This is a genomic window from Archangium primigenium (assembly GCF_016904885.1).
In the GTDB taxonomy this organism is placed as follows: Bacteria; Myxococcota; Myxococcia; order Myxococcales; family Myxococcaceae; genus Cystobacter; species Cystobacter primigenius.
This window is the reverse complement of sequence record NZ_JADWYI010000001.1, coordinates 5,469,931-5,484,762: the sequence shown is the minus strand read 5'-3', so window position 1 is coordinate 5,484,762 and position 14,832 is coordinate 5,469,931. Positions and strand designations below refer to the sequence as shown.

At 69.3% G+C, this 14,832-nt stretch carries 16 protein-coding genes; 5 read left to right on the top strand and 11 right to left on the bottom strand.

Annotated elements, in window-relative coordinates; translation table 11 throughout:
• Positions 1-3: 3 nt before the first annotated feature.
• From I3V78_RS22515 to I3V78_RS22465, 11 genes are all read right to left on the bottom strand, one after another.
• Positions 4-570: a hypothetical protein gene (locus I3V78_RS22515; protein WP_204490510.1), complete on the bottom strand. Its 567-nt coding sequence runs from the start codon at positions 568-570 to the stop codon at positions 4-6.
• Positions 567-1,811, bottom strand: coding sequence for an AAA family ATPase (locus I3V78_RS22510; RefSeq protein ID WP_204490509.1), 1,245 nt, complete (start codon positions 1,809-1,811; stop codon positions 567-569). The genes I3V78_RS22515 and I3V78_RS22510 overlap by 4 nt, the downstream gene beginning before the upstream one ends.
• Before the next feature lie 10 nt (positions 1,812-1,821).
• Positions 1,822-2,967, bottom strand: coding sequence for an acyl-CoA dehydrogenase family protein (locus I3V78_RS22505; protein ID WP_204490508.1), 1,146 nt, complete (start codon positions 2,965-2,967; stop codon positions 1,822-1,824).
• A gap of 9 nt (positions 2,968-2,976) precedes the next feature.
• Positions 2,977-3,474 (bottom strand): AgmX/PglI C-terminal domain-containing protein, encoded by a 498-nt coding sequence (locus I3V78_RS22500; RefSeq protein ID WP_204490507.1) that lies wholly within the window; start codon positions 3,472-3,474, stop codon positions 2,977-2,979.
• Positions 3,475-3,488: 14 nt separating this feature from the next.
• A complete protein-coding gene (locus I3V78_RS22495; RefSeq protein WP_204490506.1) occupies positions 3,489-4,631 on the bottom strand; it encodes an acyl-CoA dehydrogenase family protein in 1,143 nt (380 codons plus the stop codon).
• A 36-nt stretch (positions 4,632-4,667) separates the two neighbouring features.
• Entirely contained in the window at positions 4,668-5,444 is a 777-nt protein-coding gene (locus tag I3V78_RS22490; RefSeq protein ID WP_204490505.1) for an enoyl-CoA hydratase-related protein, read from the bottom strand.
• 14 nt (positions 5,445-5,458) lie between these two features.
• On the bottom strand, positions 5,459-6,307 hold the full coding sequence (locus I3V78_RS22485) for a 3-hydroxyacyl-CoA dehydrogenase NAD-binding domain-containing protein (RefSeq protein WP_204490504.1): 849 nt from the start codon (positions 6,305-6,307) through the stop codon (positions 5,459-5,461).
• A gap of 76 nt (positions 6,308-6,383) precedes the next feature.
• Positions 6,384-6,788, bottom strand: a complete 405-nt coding sequence (locus tag I3V78_RS22480; RefSeq protein ID WP_204490503.1) for a hypothetical protein — start codon at positions 6,786-6,788, stop codon at positions 6,384-6,386.
• 7 nt (positions 6,789-6,795) lie between these two features.
• Positions 6,796-7,254 (bottom strand): hypothetical protein, encoded by a 459-nt coding sequence (locus I3V78_RS22475; protein WP_204490502.1) that lies wholly within the window; start codon positions 7,252-7,254, stop codon positions 6,796-6,798.
• Between the two features lie 33 nt (positions 7,255-7,287).
• Positions 7,288-8,376, bottom strand: coding sequence for an Mrp/NBP35 family ATP-binding protein (locus tag I3V78_RS22470; protein ID WP_204490501.1), 1,089 nt, complete (start codon positions 8,374-8,376; stop codon positions 7,288-7,290).
• A gap of 124 nt (positions 8,377-8,500) precedes the next feature.
• Positions 8,501-8,947, bottom strand: a complete 447-nt coding sequence (locus I3V78_RS22465) for a hypothetical protein (protein ID WP_204490500.1) — start codon at positions 8,945-8,947, stop codon at positions 8,501-8,503.
• 34 nt (positions 8,948-8,981) lie between these two features.
• On the opposite strand from I3V78_RS22465, the gene dinB reads away from it, so the two are divergent.
• From dinB to I3V78_RS22440, 5 genes are all read left to right on the top strand, one after another.
• Complete coding sequence (gene dinB / locus I3V78_RS22460; RefSeq protein ID WP_204490499.1) at positions 8,982-10,070, top strand: DNA polymerase IV; 1,089 nt, start codon at positions 8,982-8,984, stop codon at positions 10,068-10,070.
• Positions 10,071-10,128: 58 nt separating this feature from the next.
• Positions 10,129-11,742 carry a hypothetical protein gene (locus tag I3V78_RS22455; RefSeq protein ID WP_204490498.1) on the top strand — a complete coding sequence of 538 codons (1,614 nt, stop codon included), beginning with the start codon at positions 10,129-10,131 and terminating at the stop codon, positions 11,740-11,742.
• Between the two features lie 3 nt (positions 11,743-11,745).
• Positions 11,746-12,498, top strand: a complete 753-nt coding sequence (locus I3V78_RS22450) for a M90 family metallopeptidase (RefSeq protein ID WP_204490497.1) — start codon at positions 11,746-11,748, stop codon at positions 12,496-12,498.
• A 217-nt stretch (positions 12,499-12,715) separates the two neighbouring features.
• Complete coding sequence (locus I3V78_RS22445) at positions 12,716-14,134, top strand: hypothetical protein (RefSeq protein WP_204490496.1); 1,419 nt, start codon at positions 12,716-12,718, stop codon at positions 14,132-14,134.
• Positions 14,124-14,831, top strand: coding sequence for a hypothetical protein (locus I3V78_RS22440; protein WP_204490495.1), 708 nt, complete (start codon positions 14,124-14,126; stop codon positions 14,829-14,831). The genes I3V78_RS22445 and I3V78_RS22440 overlap by 11 nt, the downstream gene beginning before the upstream one ends.
• Position 14,832: the final 1 nt, after the last annotated feature.

Genomic DNA, 14,832 nt, shown 5'->3' with positions numbered 1-14,832 from the left:
GACCTACGCGCGCTCCCGCGGTGACTGTATCCACGCGTGAAGCCGGTGCTTGAGGGTCTCGAGTTCTTCGCACGCGCTCAAGACGCCCTGCCACTTGCCGGCCAGGGCGCGCATCGCCCAGGCGCGACCTTGACCTGGGTCGAGCTTGGGAGCCCGCTCGGCGAGAAATGGGTGGGCGTAGCGCTCCTTGGGATGCGGCTCCCGCCGAATTTCGCTCCAGGGGGCACTCAGTGAGTCCCGGTGGGCCGCGAGCATCCAGACCTCGAGTTCCTCGATGGCGAGGCAGACGAACAGGCCATGATGGGCGCTCTCCAGGGCGGTGGCCCGGTCCTGACGCTTGGGGTGGCCATCGCGGTCCACGAGGATCAGGAAGAGGTCCACCATGGGGTAGGTCCGGACGATGTCGGCGATCGTGTCGGCGTCCAGAGCCTGATCGACGCCGCGAAGTCGAGGCCGCGACAGGATCTGGACCCGTGCGTGCTTCCCGAGGTCCGCCAGGAGCCGCTCGACGATGGGCTTGAGGATGTACTGGTCGAGCGACGGGTCCTCGGGAATGACGAGCACCTTCAAAGGGCCATCTCCAACCAGCCCGTGGTGAACAGTTCCTCGATGCTCTTGTGCTGGGCGACTTCGTTGAAGTGCGGCAGGTCACCCAGGCGCCTCACGAGCGTGCCCTCATGATCGGGGACCCGGCCAAAGACGAGGCTGTCGCGCAGGGTCTTCTCGTTCAGCCACTGGAGGATGACGGGCGAGTGCGTGGTGGCGATGACCTGGATGCCGCGCTCGCGCGTCACTGTCTCCAGGTACTCGACCAGGAGGCGGATTCGGGTCGGGTGCAACCCCGAATCAATTTCCTCCAGAAGGAGAACCGAGCCATTGGGGGCGAGCCTGAGTGCCAGCAACATGCCTAGGAATCGAAGCGTTCCATCCGAAGCGCTTCGCGCCGAGACACGCCGACCGCCCTTCTCGACGAACATGGCCATGACGTCGCCGAGTTCCTTGACCTCGACGAAATCAATGTCGGCGATTTCCGGAGCGCAGAACTCCATCATCCAATCGACGAGGGCGCGCTTGGTGTCGGGCTCCTCGCAAAGCCGAGCAAGGACTCCCGAGAGGTTCCGTCCTTCTTCCCCAAGAGGCGCGCTCTTCTTGCCGTAGTCGCGCATCGCCGAGGGCTGAATATTCAGGAACTCAATTCTGGAAAAGAACAAGTCCAGCACCGTAGACCAAAGCGCTAAATATCCAGTGCGTGCTGACTGATTGAATCCTGCGAACACACTCCGGTTCGCGCTGAGCAATCGTGTTTGAGTGTTGTCTCCATCGGAATGCCATCCAGGGGGCACTGCTATCTCAATACGGTCGCCTTTGAGTGCGCCTGTCCTGGCTGTGCTCCCATCTCGGGTCAGGCTCTCCTCTTCCAACAACGGGTGAGGAACTGTCCGGCACGTCATGCGATGGGTGAGTACGAAGTATGGAATACCGGGGAGCGTCTGCCCCGTGTCACGCGAAAGCTCGTAATCCTCAACCGTCCCGTCCCAGTCGCTCTCGATTGTGAACCGCGATGCCCCAGAGCGCGCTGCTTCGGATGCGCCGCCTCTAAGGCCTCGCCAGGCGTCCGGTGAGGCTCGCTGGTCGCCGTTGAGGAGCTGCTCCAGGTTGAGATCGAAGGAGTTGGCGTGCAGGAACTGCAGTGCGTCCAGGAAGTTGCTCTTGCCCGAGGCGTTGGCCCCGAGCAGCAGCGTCAACGGCGCGAGGGGGACTTCTTCATCCACGAAGCTCTTGAAGTCCTTGAGTCGCAGCCGCTTGAGCATGGCGCTCCCCCTAGTCGAGCAGCTTGAACGTCTCGCGGGCGATGACCAGGCGCTGCACCTCGCTGGTGCCCTCGTAGATGGTCTGCACGCGCGCGTCGCGGAAGTAGCGCTCCACGGGGAACTCGTCGATGTAGCCGTAGCCGCCGTGGATCTGCACCGCCTTGTCCACCACGCGGTTGGACATCTCGCTCGCGAAGAGCTTGGCCATGGAGGCCTCGCGGGTGAAGGGCTGGCCCTGTTCCTTGAGGGCCGCCGCGCGCCAGGTGAGCAGCTCCGCCGCCTGGATCTCCATGGCCATGTTGGCCATCATGAAGCGCAGGCCCTGGAAGTCGCCAATGGGCTGGCCAAAGGCCTTGCGGTCCTTGGAGTAGCGCACGCTGGCCTCCAGCGCCGCCCGGGCCACGCCGCACGCCTGCGAGGCGATGCCGATGCGCCCGCCATCCAGCGCGATCATCGCCAGCTTGAAGCCGTCGCCCTCCTTGCCCAGGAGGTTGCTCGCGGGAATGGCGCAGTCCTCGAAGGTGAGCGCCACGGTGTTGGACGCGCGCAGGCCCATCTTGTCCTCGTGCTTGCCCACGTGCAGCCCGGGGGTGCCGCCCTCCACGATGAAGGCGGAGATGCCCTTGCTCCCCTGCCCTCCCGTCTGGGCCCACACCACCATCACCCCGGCGTACGCACCCGAGGTGATCCACTGCTTGCTGCCGTTGAGCACCCACGTGTCCCCACGCCGCACCGCCGTGGTGCGCATGGCGCGCGGATCCGAGCCCGCGTGGGACTCGGACAGGGCGAACGAGCCCGCGATGGCCTCACCCGACGTCAGCCGCGTGACGAACTTCTCGCGCTGGGCCTCGGTGCCGTAGGTGTTGATGAGCTCGGCGCACATGTTGGTGACGGCCATGGTCACCGACGTGGAGGCGCACGCGGCGGACATCTCCATCATCGCCAGCGAGTAGGCCAGCACGCCCGCCTCGGCGCCGCCGTACTTCGCGGGGATGTTCACCCCCATGAGCCCGAGCGCGGCCAATTCCCGGTACAGCTCGGGCGAGAAGTGCTCCTCCCGATCGAAGCGGGTCGCATGCGGGGCCACCCGCTCCCGGGCGAACTGGCGCGCGGTGTCGCGGATGAGCGTCTGGGTCTCGGAGAGCTCGAGGTTCACGGGGGCGTCCTACTTGATGGCCTTGAGGTTGAACGGGTACTCGATGGGGTAGGCGCGCTTGTCCGGCGGGGGCGGGAAGTTGATGCCCGTCAGCACGTTCACCACGCACTGGTTGAGCCGCTCGTTCTTGAGCGTGGTGCCCGCCTTGGCCACCTTCGCGTCCCGCACGAAGCCATCCGGGGAGATGGTGAAGGTGGTCAGGATGCGCCCCTCCTCCACCGTGCTGCCCTTGAGCGCCAGCACTTCCTCGTAGCACTCCTGGATGTCTTGCGCGTGGTACTGCATCACCTCGCGGATGGTGTCCGGGGTGAAGGGCAGCCGGTTGATGTCCGGCGGCGGCGGCCGGGTGGGCGCGGCGGACTTCTTCTCCGCGGGGGCGGCCTCGGGGACGGACGCGGCCTGCTTCGTCGGGGCGGGGGTCGCGGCCTTCTTGCCCGAGGCCGGGCCTTGCGCCAGCGCGAGGCCCGAGGCCAGCACCACGGCCAGTGCGATGGAGGAATGCTTCATGGCGACGGCGGCTCCTACTCCTTCAACAGGTTGGCGGCGATGACGATGCGCTGGATCTCGCTCGTCCCCTCGTAGATCTCCGTGATGCGCGCGTCGCGCACGTGCCGCTCCACGTCCATCTCCTTGGAGTAGCCCATGCCGCCGTGCACCTGCAGGGCCTTGTTGGCCACGCGGCTGGCCATCTCGCTCGCGTAGAGCTTGGCCATGGCGCTCTCGGTGGAGTGGCGCACGCCCTGATCCTTGAGCAGCGCCGCGCGCAGCACGAGCAGTCGCGCCGCGTCGATCTCCGTGGCCATGTCGGCGATCATGAACTGGATGGCCTGGTGCTCGCGGATGGCCTTGCCGAACGTCTTGCGCTCACCCGAGTAGCGCACCGCCTCCTCGAACGCCGCGCGCGCGATGCCGAGCGCCTGGGACGCGATGCCGATGCGGCCGCCGTCCAGCGTGCTCATGGCCACGCGGAAGCCATCGCCCTCCTTGCCGAGGATGTTCTTGGCCGGCACGCGCATGTCCTCGAAGAACATGCTGCACGAGTGCGCCGCGCTGATGCCCATCTTCTTGTCGGGCTCGGCCCGGATGAAGCCCGGGGTGTTGGTGGGCACGACGAAGGCGGTGATGCCCTTGTTGCCCGCTTCCTTGTTCGTCATCGTGAACAGCACGATGGCGTCCGCCTTGGGGCCGTTGGTGATCCAGTTCTTCGAGCCGTTGATGATGAACTCGTCACCCTTGCGCACCGCCGTGGTCTTCTGGGCGCTCGCGTCGCTGCCCGCCTCGGGCTCGGTCAGGCCGAAGCAGCCGAGCTTCTCGCCCCGGGCGTAGGGCGTGAGGAACTCCTCCTTCTGGGCCTCGGTGCCGTACTTGCTCACCGGATCGCAGTAGAGCGAGTTGTTCACGCTCATGATGACGCCCGTGGAGGCACAGCCGCGGCTGATCTCCTCCATGGCGAGCGCGTAGCAGACGTTGTCCAGGCCCGCGCCGCCGTGCTGCTCCGGCACCGCCACGCCCAGGAGCGACAGCTCCGCGAGCGACTTGATCGCCTCGGTGGGCCACTGGTGGTGCTCATCCCACTTGCGGGCGTTGGGGGTCAGTTCGCGCGCGGCGAACTCGCGGCACACCCGCTGGATCTCACGCTGGATGTCGCTCAGCTCGAAGTTCATGGCACTCCTGGGGGGTAAGGAAGGGGGGACGGGGGCCTAGCGGCCGGTGAAGCTCGCCGGGCGCTTCTCCAGGAAGGCCTTCATGCCTTCCTTCTGATCCTCGGAGCCGAAGAGCGCGGCGAAGCCCTGCCGCTCCAGCTCGTTGGCCGCGCGCAGATCCTGATCCGCGCCGAACTCGATGACGCGCTTGGCCTGCGCGATGGCCAGCGGGCCATTCTTGAGCATCTTGGCCACCACCGCCTTGCAGTGCGGCAGGAGCTGGTCGGCCGGCAGCACCTCCAGCACGAGGCCGATCTCCTTGGCCTTGGCGGCATCCAGGCGATCGCCCGTGAAGATGAGCTCCTTCGCGCGCATCTTGCCCACCACGCGCGTGAGGCGCTGGGTGCCACCGAAGCCCGGGATCACGCCCAGGCCCACCTCGGGCAGACCGAGCCTGGCCTTCTCCGAGGCGTAGATGAGGTCGCACGCCAGGGCGAGCTCACACCCGCCGCCGAGCGCGAAGCCGTTGACCGCGGCAAGGGTGGGGATGGCGAGCTGCTCGAGCAGCTGGAAGACGCGGTGGCCAAGGGCGCCGAACTCCCGGGCCTGGGCGGCGCTGATGGAGGCCATCTCCGCGATGTCCGCGCCCGCCACGAACGCCTTGTCCCCGCCTCCGGTGATGATGAGCGCGCGCGCCGTGGCCGGCAGGGACTGCAGCGCGGCCTCCAGTTCCTGGAGCGTCTTGCTGTTGAGGGCGTTGAGCGCCTTGGGGCGGTCGATGGTGAGGACGGCGAGCGTGTCCTCGATGTCCAGCCGGATGTTCTCGTAGGCCATGGTGGATGTTCCTCTCAGTACTTGTAGAAACCGCGACCGCTCTTCTTGCCATACCAGCCCGCGTCCACGTACTGACGCAGCAGGGGGCTCGGCCGGTACTTGTCGTCACCCAGCCCGTCGTGGAGCACCTGGGCGATGTAGAGCACGGTGTCCAGGCCGATGAAGTCCGCGAGCTGCAGCGGGCCCATGGGCTGGTTGGTGCCCAGCTTCATCGCCGTGTCGATGTCCTCCACCGAGCCCACGCCCTCCATCAGCGCGAAGCAGGCCTCGTTGAGCATGGGGATGAGGATGCGGTTGACGATGAAGCCCGGGAAGTCCTTGGACACCACCGTCGTCTTGCCCATCTTCTCGGAGAGCGCGCGCGTGGTCTGGTACGTGGCGTCCGAGGTGGCCGCGCCCCGGATGAGCTCCACGAGCTGCATGATCGGCACCGGATTCATGAAGTGCATGCCGATGACGTTCTCGGGGCGGCTGGTGGCCGCGGCGATGCGGGTGATGGAGATGGACGAGGTGTTGGTGGCGAGGATGCCGCCGGGCTTCACCACCGCGTCGAGCTCCGCGAAGATGCGCCGCTTGAGCTGCTCGTTCTCCGTCACCGCCTCGATGGCGAAGTCCACGTCCCGGGTGTCCGCGGCGCTCGTGGAGGTGGCCAGGTTGCCCTCGGCCAGCTTGAAGCGGGCCTCGTCCAGCTTGCCCTTGTCCAAGAGCTTCTTGAGGCCCCCGCGGATGCGCTCGGCGCCCTTGGCCAGCCCCTCGGCGGAGACGTCCACCAGGGTGACCCGCAGGCCCGCCTGCAGCGCCACCTGGGCGATGCCCGACCCCATCTGCCCTGCCCCGACGACGACGACGTGTTCCGTAGCCATGGCGTTCGTGACCTCTCGCGCGCGGTAAATCCGTAAATGAAGGACCGGGCGGCTATAGCCCCCCCCTCCCCACCGGTCAACGATTCACGGGGGGCCGCAGTGCGCGTTCCACCAGGAGATCCTCGTCTCCGAGCGACAGCCGATCCACTCGGGGTGGAAGCGAGGGGCCCGTCGCCTCGCGGGCGAACACCCACACCTCGTAGCTTCCCGGCGGCAGGTGCGCCTTGACCACGAGGCGCTCGGGCGGCGCGCGGGTAAATGTGTGCACCTCGCGCTCGACGACCTCGCCCTCGGCGTCCTTCACCTGCACGTCGATGGCGCGGATGGCGCTCCAGTCGCGCCCCTCGAGCCGCCACACCAGGGTGCGCTCGGGCACTTCCCCGCTCCTCCACCACCACAGGCCCACCACCGCCAACACCAGCAACGGCAGGCGCTTGAGCAGCGGGTGCTCGCGCCATCCGGTCCGCGTGACTCCCGTCATCCCGTCGTCATTCCTTCTTGGGCGTGGACTTCTTGCCCCCCCGGCGCGTGCGCAATTCGTGGATGGCCACGTCCGTGCGCAGGGGCTCCTTCTTGTCGTCGCGCTCGGCGGGCACCAGGCGGATCTGCGCCTTGACCTCCACCGTCATGCCCGACAGGAGCTTGAGCACCTCGTCGCGCAGCTTCTCCGATTGCAGGAAGCGCCGCAGCTCCTCGGACACGACCCGGCCCACCTCGTCCTTGGTCTTCTCCGCCTGGCCGAGGATGTAGCCGAGCACTTCCTTGGGCAGCTTGAGCTGGCCCGCCATGGCGCGCAGGCCCTCTTCCGTCATGAAGAGGGCCCCCAGCCCCGCCACGGCGACCTTGCGCATGAACTCGGGCACGAAGCCCGCCCGCCCGTCGCTTCGCTCCTGATCGTCGTCGAGGAGCGGGTCGAAGTCGGTCGCGGGGTCCTTGTCGGTCTTCATGAGCGGGGGTCCTCGGGCGGGTGATCTGCGCTTCTAGCGTACCACCGGCAGCTTCACCGCCACCCGCATGTTCTCGGTGGACACCCGGCCCGCGATGTTGCGCGCCATTGTCCTGAAGGCCAGGGCCTCGGGGCTGTCCGGCGCGCCGAGCACCACCGGCAGGCCCGCGTCTCCCGCCTCGCGGATCTTCAGATCCAAGGGAATCTCTCCCAGGAAGGGGATGGAGAACATCTGCGCGGCCCGGTGGCCTCCGCCCTTGTTGAAGATGGGCGTGACGTGCGAGCAGTTCGGGCAGACGAACTGGCTCATGTTCTCCACGATGCCGAGCACCGGGATGTGGACCTTGTCGAACATCTGCTTGGCGCGCACCACGTCCGCCAGCGCCACGTCCTGGGGCGTGGTCACCAGCACCGCGCCCGCGGCCCGCACCGACTGGGACAGGGACAGCGCCACGTCGCCCGTGCCCGGGGGCAGGTCGAGGATGAGGTAGTCCAGCTCGCCCCAGCGCACGTCGCGCACCAGCTGCATCAGGGCGCCGTGCAGCATGGGGCCGCGCCAGATGAGCGCCTGGTCGGCCTCCACGAGGAAGCCGATCGACATCACCTTGAGGCCGTGCTTCTCCATGGGCAGGAGCGTCTTGCCGTCGGGGCTCGTGGGCTTGTCGGTGATGCCCGTCATCAGGGGCACCGAGGGGCCGTAGAAGTCCGCGTCGAGCAGGCCCACCTTGGCGCCCTCGCGCGCCAGGGCCGTGGCCAGGTTGACCGCCACGGTGCTCTTGCCCACGCCGCCCTTGCCCGCCCCCACCAGGATGACGTTCTTCACCTGGGGCAGCAGCGCCTGGCCGGGCGTGCCGCCCATGCCCGCGGGCGCCGAGCGCACCTGGGCGCCCCACTCGATGTCGAACGTCTTGAGCCCCGGCACCGCCTTGAGCGCCGCCTCCGCGTCCGCCTGGATCTTCCCCTTCATGGGACAGGCCGGCGTGGTCAGCTCGATCTTCAGCCGCGCCTTGTCACCCTCCACGCGCACGTCCTTGACCATCCCCGCCTTCACCAGGTCGATGTGCAGCTCGGGGTCCATCACCTTCGACATCGCCGCGAGGATGTCGCTCTCGGAAACGCTCATGCTGGGGTACCTGAATCCTTGAATCCGGGGGTGGGGGACGTCCCTCGGCACGGCGCGCAATAGCGAGCGGCCCCCGGTAGTGTCAACTTCCACTAATCCCCCGACCGCCCGGATGCACGAGTCCTCATTCGAGCCCGGTCACCCGGTACGTCTCCGCCTCGCGCTCCAGCCGCACCGCCCGCTCGGGGCCCAGGGGGAACTCGGCGCCCGTGGCCGTCAGCCGCACCGGGCCCGCCACCACGAGCCGCGCCCGCCGCACCCGCTCGCCCGCCAGGGGCTCGCGCGTGAAGTCCTCGTGCAGGCGCTCGGGCGTGTAGCGCGCGCGCAGGGGCGCGCTCAGCAGCGACCAGGCCCCCTCCCAGTCGCCCGCCTCCACGCCATCCAGGAAGCGCGTCAGCACGGCCCGGGGGGCGTCCTCGGCGGGCGGTCGCGGGTCCTCCCGGACCGGGGCGGGGGCCGAGGCCTCCTCACGCGGACCGGGCGTGTGGGCGCACCCTCCGAGCACGAGCAAGGCCGTCAGGAACACGGGGGACACGGGCAGCCAGGGTCGCGGGGAGGTGGCGGGAGGCACGGGGCCGATATAATACGCCCCGCGCCTCGCCTCCATGACGCTCGCCCCGACGCCTCCCCCGCGCAAGGTCATCCACATCGACATGGATGCCTTCTACGCCTCGGTCGAGCAGCGGGATCACCCTCCCCTGCGCGGCCTGCCCCTGGCCGTGGGCGGCTCGCGCGAGCGCGGCGTCGTGGCCGCGGCGAGCTACGAGGCGCGCCGCTTCGGGGTGCGCTCGGCCATGTCCTCGGCCACCGCGCGCCGGCTCTGCCCCACGCTCGTCTTCGTGCCGCCCCGCTTCGACGTCTACAAAGCCGTGTCCCGGCAGATCCGCGACATCTTCGCCCGCTACACGCCCCTCATCGAGCCCCTGTCCCTGGACGAGGCCTACCTCGACGTCACCGACAGCGCCTCGGGCCTCACCGCCACGGCGATCGCCCAGGCCATCCGCGCGAGCATCCGCCAGGAGACGGGCCTCACCGCCTCGGCCGGCGTCTCCTACAACAAGTTCCTCGCCAAGCTCGCCTCGGATCAGAACAAACCCGATGGGTTGTGTGTCGTCACGCCCCGGAAGGGTCCGGCCTTCGTCGAGGCCCTGCCCATCGGTCGCTTCCACGGCGTGGGGCCCGTCACCGCCGCGCGCATGCACAAGCTCGGCATCTTCACCGGCGCGGACCTGCGCGCGCGCGACCTCGCCTTCCTCCAGGAGCACTTCGGCAAGGCCGGCGAGTACTACCACCTCGCCGCGCGGGGCATCGATCACCGCCCCGTCCGGGCCGACCGGCCGCGCAAGTCCGTGGGCTCGGAGAGCACCTTCCCGGAGGACCTCGTGGAGCACGAGGCGCTGGTCGCGGGGCTGCTGCCCGCGGCGGATGCCGTCGCGGGCCACTGCGCCCGGCAGGGGCTCGCCGGGCGCACGGTGACGCTCAAGCTGCGCTACGCCGACTTCCGGCAGGTCACCCGGGCCCGCACGCTCCCCGCGCCCATCGCCGACCGGGAGACGCTCCTGGCCACCGGGCTGGAGCTGCTGGCGCCGCTCGAGCCCGTCACGCAGGGCATCCGGTTGCTCGGGCTCACCCTGTCCAACCTGACGGGAGACGGGGACGACCCCCCGGACGGGCAGTTGGGGCTCGAACTCTGACAGTGACTTGCCCGGCCCCTTCCCTACAATGCGCGGCCCTGGGAGGGGCGTTCGAGACATGAACACTGACGAGCTGGTGCTGGCCTGGGTGCGGTTGCTCTTCAAGGTGGACGCCCCCCGGTGGGAGGACGCCCTCACCCGTTTCGAGAACGAGCTGGGCCCGGGCTGGAGCGTGCGCGCGCTCGCCGTGCCCAAGACGTACTCCATCGGCGCCCGTCTGCGCGACGGCCGCGAGCTGCCCCTGTCCGCCTGGCGCGAGGCGCTCGGCCTGGAGGCCGCCGTGGAGTCGCGTGTGGTGGACCTCGGGGCCTTCTCCGCCGAGGGCCTGCCCGAACACATGGCCGCCGCGTTCGCCAATACCCGGGGCCTGGGGCTGGCGGTCCGCGTGCGCGGCGTGCTCTCGGTCTACGCGCTGGAGACGGTGAACAGCCGCCGCCACGCCATCACGCCCGCGCAGTGGGTGGAGTTCATCCGCCAGCAGCCCCACCCGGACGCCGTGCGCGAGGCCCTGGCCCGGGAACTCTCCGAGTCCAACGCCTTGAACCACCGCGCGCCCGTCACGGCGGCCGGGCTGGAGGACTACCTCCGCTCCGAGGAGGGCGCGAGCGTGCTCGACTTCCTGGGCAATGATCTGCTCGCCGAGCTCCAGCGGACCCTGCGCCGCCTGGACGCCCGCGAGAGCGTGTCCGACACCCTGCGCCCCTTGTTCCGCATGAACGATCCGGACTTCCTGGATCGCATGATGCTCGGCGTGGAGCGGCAGCAGGAGTTCATCCCCTCCTCCAAGGCCCTCTCCTTGTCGAGCAGGGCCACGGGCCTGGACTTCGTGGCGCTGGTGGACGCGCAGCCCTTCGCGCGGAAGATCTGGGAGCGCGTCGCCGAGCACTTCAACCTCAACCGCTTCTCCGAGGACGCGGACGAGTTCGACGCGGCGGGCGCGCGGGACCGGCTGCTGCGCGATCCCGAGGACTTCTGGAACCTCTCCGTGGACCACCTGATGCGGCAATGGCAGGGCATCTGCCAGGGTCATGGGGCCGCGCCCGTCATTCCCGAGGCCCAGCGCGCGCTCGTGCGCTCCACCTACGAGGAGGCGCGGGCCCAGGACCAGGGCTTCGTCCCGCCCGAGGAGCAGCTGCTCCTCCAGGAGGAGGAAGAAGGCTACCAGGTGCTGCGCTTCCAGGAGCTCGAGCAGGTGCCGCCGGAGCGGCTCACCCCCGTGCCGTCCCCCGGCGCGGAGCGCGAGGCGTTCGTCATCGCCCTGCGCGAGGCGCAGGCCTTCGCCCAGAAGGAACAGTCCCCCTTCGCCGAGGCCTTCAAGCTCGCGCGCTTCGTGCTCGAGACGGACGCGTGGCGGCTGTCCGACGAGCGGCTGTCCGACGAGCGCGTGGAGGTGCTGCGCGCGGCGGTGGTGGCCGCGGGCTTCAGCGACCATGCCTCGGAGATCCTCGGCCGCAAGCTGCGGTTGCTCACACACTTCGAGCAGTTCCACCCCGCCGAGGACACGCTGCGGGGGCTGCTCGCGTGTGCCCTGGCCGATGTCTTCGGGGGCATGGGCTCGTGGAACGACCAGTACTTCGAGACGCCCGAGGCCCAGGCCACCTACGAGCAGGTGTCCGCCCGGCTCCACGCCGCGTTGCGTGCCTTCACCCTCGCCAACCTCAACGCGGAGTAGACGATGGGCCTCTTGCGCGCGTGGCGGCGCCGTTCCCTGAGCCGCCTTCCCTTTCCTCCCGAGTGGCTTCCCTACCTGGAGCGCTACTTCCCCTTCGTGCGGAACCTGGAGCCGGAGCCGCGCGAGCGCTTCCTGGAGATGCTCAAGCTCTTCGTCTGGGAGAAGGAGTTCATCAGCGCGGGCGGCTTCACCCTCACCGACGAGGTGCGGGTGGTGGTGGCGGCCACGGCGGTGCGGCTGGTGCTCTACCTGGACCTCTCCTATTACGATCACCTGCGCGAGATCATCGTCTACCCGGACGCCTTCCGGCTTCCGGACCGCACGGGCGTGGTGCTCGGCGAAGCGAAGCACTGGGGCACCGTCATCCTCTCGTGGAAGTCCGTGGTGGCCGGCCTGAGCAATCCGCACGATGGCCACTCCACGGCCACGCACGAGTTCGCCCATGTGCTGGATCGCGAGGATGGCTCCTTCGATGGCACGCCGGAGCTGCGCCGCTTCTCCCACTACGCGGCGTGGACCCGGGTGATGGACATCCACTTCCACCAGCTGCGCGAGGGCCGCGCCCGGGAGCGTCAGGTCCTGGACGACTACGGCGGCGTCAACGAGGCGGAGTTCTTCGCCGTGGCCACCGAGTCCTTCTTCGAGAAGCCCCGGCAGATGCGCGAGAAGACCCCGGACCTCTACGAGGAACTCCAGCGCTTCTACGGCTGCGACCCCCTCACGGGCCGCGCCGCGGCATCCCCGCCGACATCCTGACCGCGAGCGTGCTCGACCTTCCAGGCAACCCCGCGCCTGGCAGGAGGGGCACCGACGGGCCGTACGTGAAGTGACAGTCCTACACGACCCATGACGGATGCCCTCGGGCACGAGGGGATGTCATGGGTTCTTCGGAAAAATGGTGGAGCGCGTTTGCGTTCCGGGGCCCCCGCGGTGTCCAAGCGGTGGGGGTTCATCCACTCCCGAAGAGGACCTCGTGCTTCGACGACTCATTCTAGGGGCCGTGCTCTGTCTGGCGGGAGGGGCCCACGCCAAGCCTCCCGCCGGTGGCGTCTTCTGCGCCACCTACCCGTCCGCGCCGACCTGTACCGGGCAGCAGCCGGCGTGCACCTACTGTCACGTGGCGCCGCCGCAGCGCAACGCCTATGGGGCCCAGCTGGAGCCGCACCTGGCGCCTGGCGTGCCCCGGCCGCTCTCGGACAGTGACTACGCCGCCGCGCTCCCCGCCGCGCTCCGGGCCATCGAGGCCCTGGACGCCGATGGCGATGGCGTGACGAACCTCGTGGAGCTCCAGCGCGGCACCCTGCCCGCCGACGCCACCAGCTTCCCCCAGGACCCGGGGGGCGGCTGCGTGGCGGGCCAGAATCCCCAGTACGACGTGTGCCGCTATGACGCGCGCTTCGCCTACCGGCGACTGCTGCTCGACTTCTGCGGCCAGTCGCCCACGTACGCCCAGCTCAAGGACTTCCAGACGCTGGGCTCGGAGGAGCGGCTCGCGCGGCTCGACGCGGAGCTGGAGCGCTGCACCCAGAGCGAGTTCTGGCGCGGCAAGGACGGACAGGTGTGGCGGCTGGCCCACCCGAAGATCCGCCCCGTGGGCTCGATCAAATCGGGCGAGAACGCCGGGCCCATCCCCCTGGCGGACTACGACGACGACTACGCCCTCTATGCCTACGCGCAGCTGGACGACCATGACGCGCGCGACGTGATGACGGCGAAGTACTTCGTGCGCCGGCAGTCCGACCCCACGCGCTACGTGCAGGCCCCCACCCTGCCCTCGCAGCGGGTGGACGAGGCGCACCGCGCGGGCAACCTCACCTCGGCCTGGAGCCTGGTGACGTTCGTGATGTTCACCGCGCTGCCGCGCAACGCCGCCTCGCAGAGCTACCGCGCCTACCTCGGTCTGGACATCGCCAAGCAGGAGGGCCTGTTCAGCATCCCCGGCGAGCCCCGGGACTATGACGCCAAGGGCGTGAAGGCCGAGGCCTGCGCCGCCTGCCACGCGACGTTGGATCCCCTGAGCTACCCCTTCCGCAACTACCAGGGCCTCGTCCTGGGGGCCGGGAGCAACACCTCGGCGAGCTACGTGACCCACCGGCTCGAGCGCTACTTCAGCACCGTCTCGCCCACCATCACCCAGACGCCCGAGAAGGGCTACCTCTTCGGCCAGCCTGTGAACGACCTGCGCGAGTGGGCGGAGCTGGGCGCCAACAGCGACGCGTTCGCCATCGCCGCCGTGCGCGACTACTGGAAGCTCCTGGTGGGCCACGCGCCCACGGCCGAGGAGAACGCCGAGTTCGTCACCACCTGGAAGCGCTTCAAGGACATCCACCAGTACCGCGTGCAGCGCATGCTCCACGATCTGATCCGGACGGAGGCCTACGGTGCGCCGTGATCCCCTGCGAGTGATGTGCCTGTCGGCCCTCTGCGTGCTCACCGCGTGCTCCTCCGCCCGGCCGCCCGAGGACGGCGCCGGGCCGCCGCCCCTGCCCGACACGGGCACGCCCACGCCGGAGACGCCCCCGCCGCCGACCCCACCGCCGGGGGGCGGCGTGGCCCGCTCCACGCGCAACAACCCGCGCTTCAAGGGCGCCGAGCGCCTGGCCAACGACTTCGCGGCCGCGCTGTCGCTGCCCGTGGCGCAGCTGTGCAACGAGCTGGGCCAGTACCCCTGTACCTCGTTCGTGCACACGGTGACGCTCGGGGGCGTGGACCCGTACGAGGGCAGTCTGTACGAGCCCCTGTCCGCCTCGGGCGTGACGACCCCCATCGCCGTGGATCGCGTGGCCCTGACGGCCTGTGTCCAGCGGGTGTCGCGGGATGTCGCCACGCCCTCGGCCGCCGTCATCTTCAAGGACATCGCGCTGGATGCCCGGGGCCGGCTGGCCGAGCGCGAGGGCCCGGCCGTCCGGGACGCCGTCACCGCGCTCTACCAGCGGGGGCTCCTGCGGGATCCCTCGGACGCCGAGCGGACGGCGCTGCTCCAGCTCGCCACCGACATCGAGGGCACGGGCAGCACGACGCCCGGCCAGGACTGGATGAAGGCGGCCTGCTTCGTCGTCCTCTCCTCCACCGAATCCATCTTCTTCTAGG

Bases quoted from the DNA above. Each gene is read 5' to 3' on its own strand.
- I3V78_RS22500 (WP_204490507.1), bottom strand. From the start codon at position 3,474: ATGAAGCATTCCTCCATCGCACTGGCCGTGGTGCTGGCCTCGGGCCTC.
- I3V78_RS22455 (WP_204490498.1), top strand. From the start codon at position 10,129: ATGAACACTGACGAGCTGGTGCTGGCCTGGGTGCGGTTGCTCTTCAAG.
- I3V78_RS22490 (WP_204490505.1), bottom strand. From the start codon at position 5,444: ATGGCCTACGAGAACATCCGGCTGGACATCGAGGACACGCTCGCCGTC.
- I3V78_RS22480 (WP_204490503.1), bottom strand. From the start codon at position 6,788: ATGACGGGAGTCACGCGGACCGGATGGCGCGAGCACCCGCTGCTCAAG.
- I3V78_RS22475 (WP_204490502.1), bottom strand. From the start codon at position 7,254: ATGAAGACCGACAAGGACCCCGCGACCGACTTCGACCCGCTCCTCGAC.
- I3V78_RS22510 (WP_204490509.1), bottom strand. From the start codon at position 1,811: ATGCTCAAGCGGCTGCGACTCAAGGACTTCAAGAGCTTCGTGGATGAA.
- dinB (WP_204490499.1), top strand. From the start codon at position 8,982: ATGACGCTCGCCCCGACGCCTCCCCCGCGCAAGGTCATCCACATCGAC.
- I3V78_RS22450 (WP_204490497.1), top strand. From the start codon at position 11,746: ATGGGCCTCTTGCGCGCGTGGCGGCGCCGTTCCCTGAGCCGCCTTCCC.
- I3V78_RS22485 (WP_204490504.1), bottom strand. From the start codon at position 6,307: ATGGCTACGGAACACGTCGTCGTCGTCGGGGCAGGGCAGATGGGGTCG.
- I3V78_RS22470 (WP_204490501.1), bottom strand. From the start codon at position 8,376: ATGAGCGTTTCCGAGAGCGACATCCTCGCGGCGATGTCGAAGGTGATG.
- I3V78_RS22495 (WP_204490506.1), bottom strand. From the start codon at position 4,631: ATGAACTTCGAGCTGAGCGACATCCAGCGTGAGATCCAGCGGGTGTGC.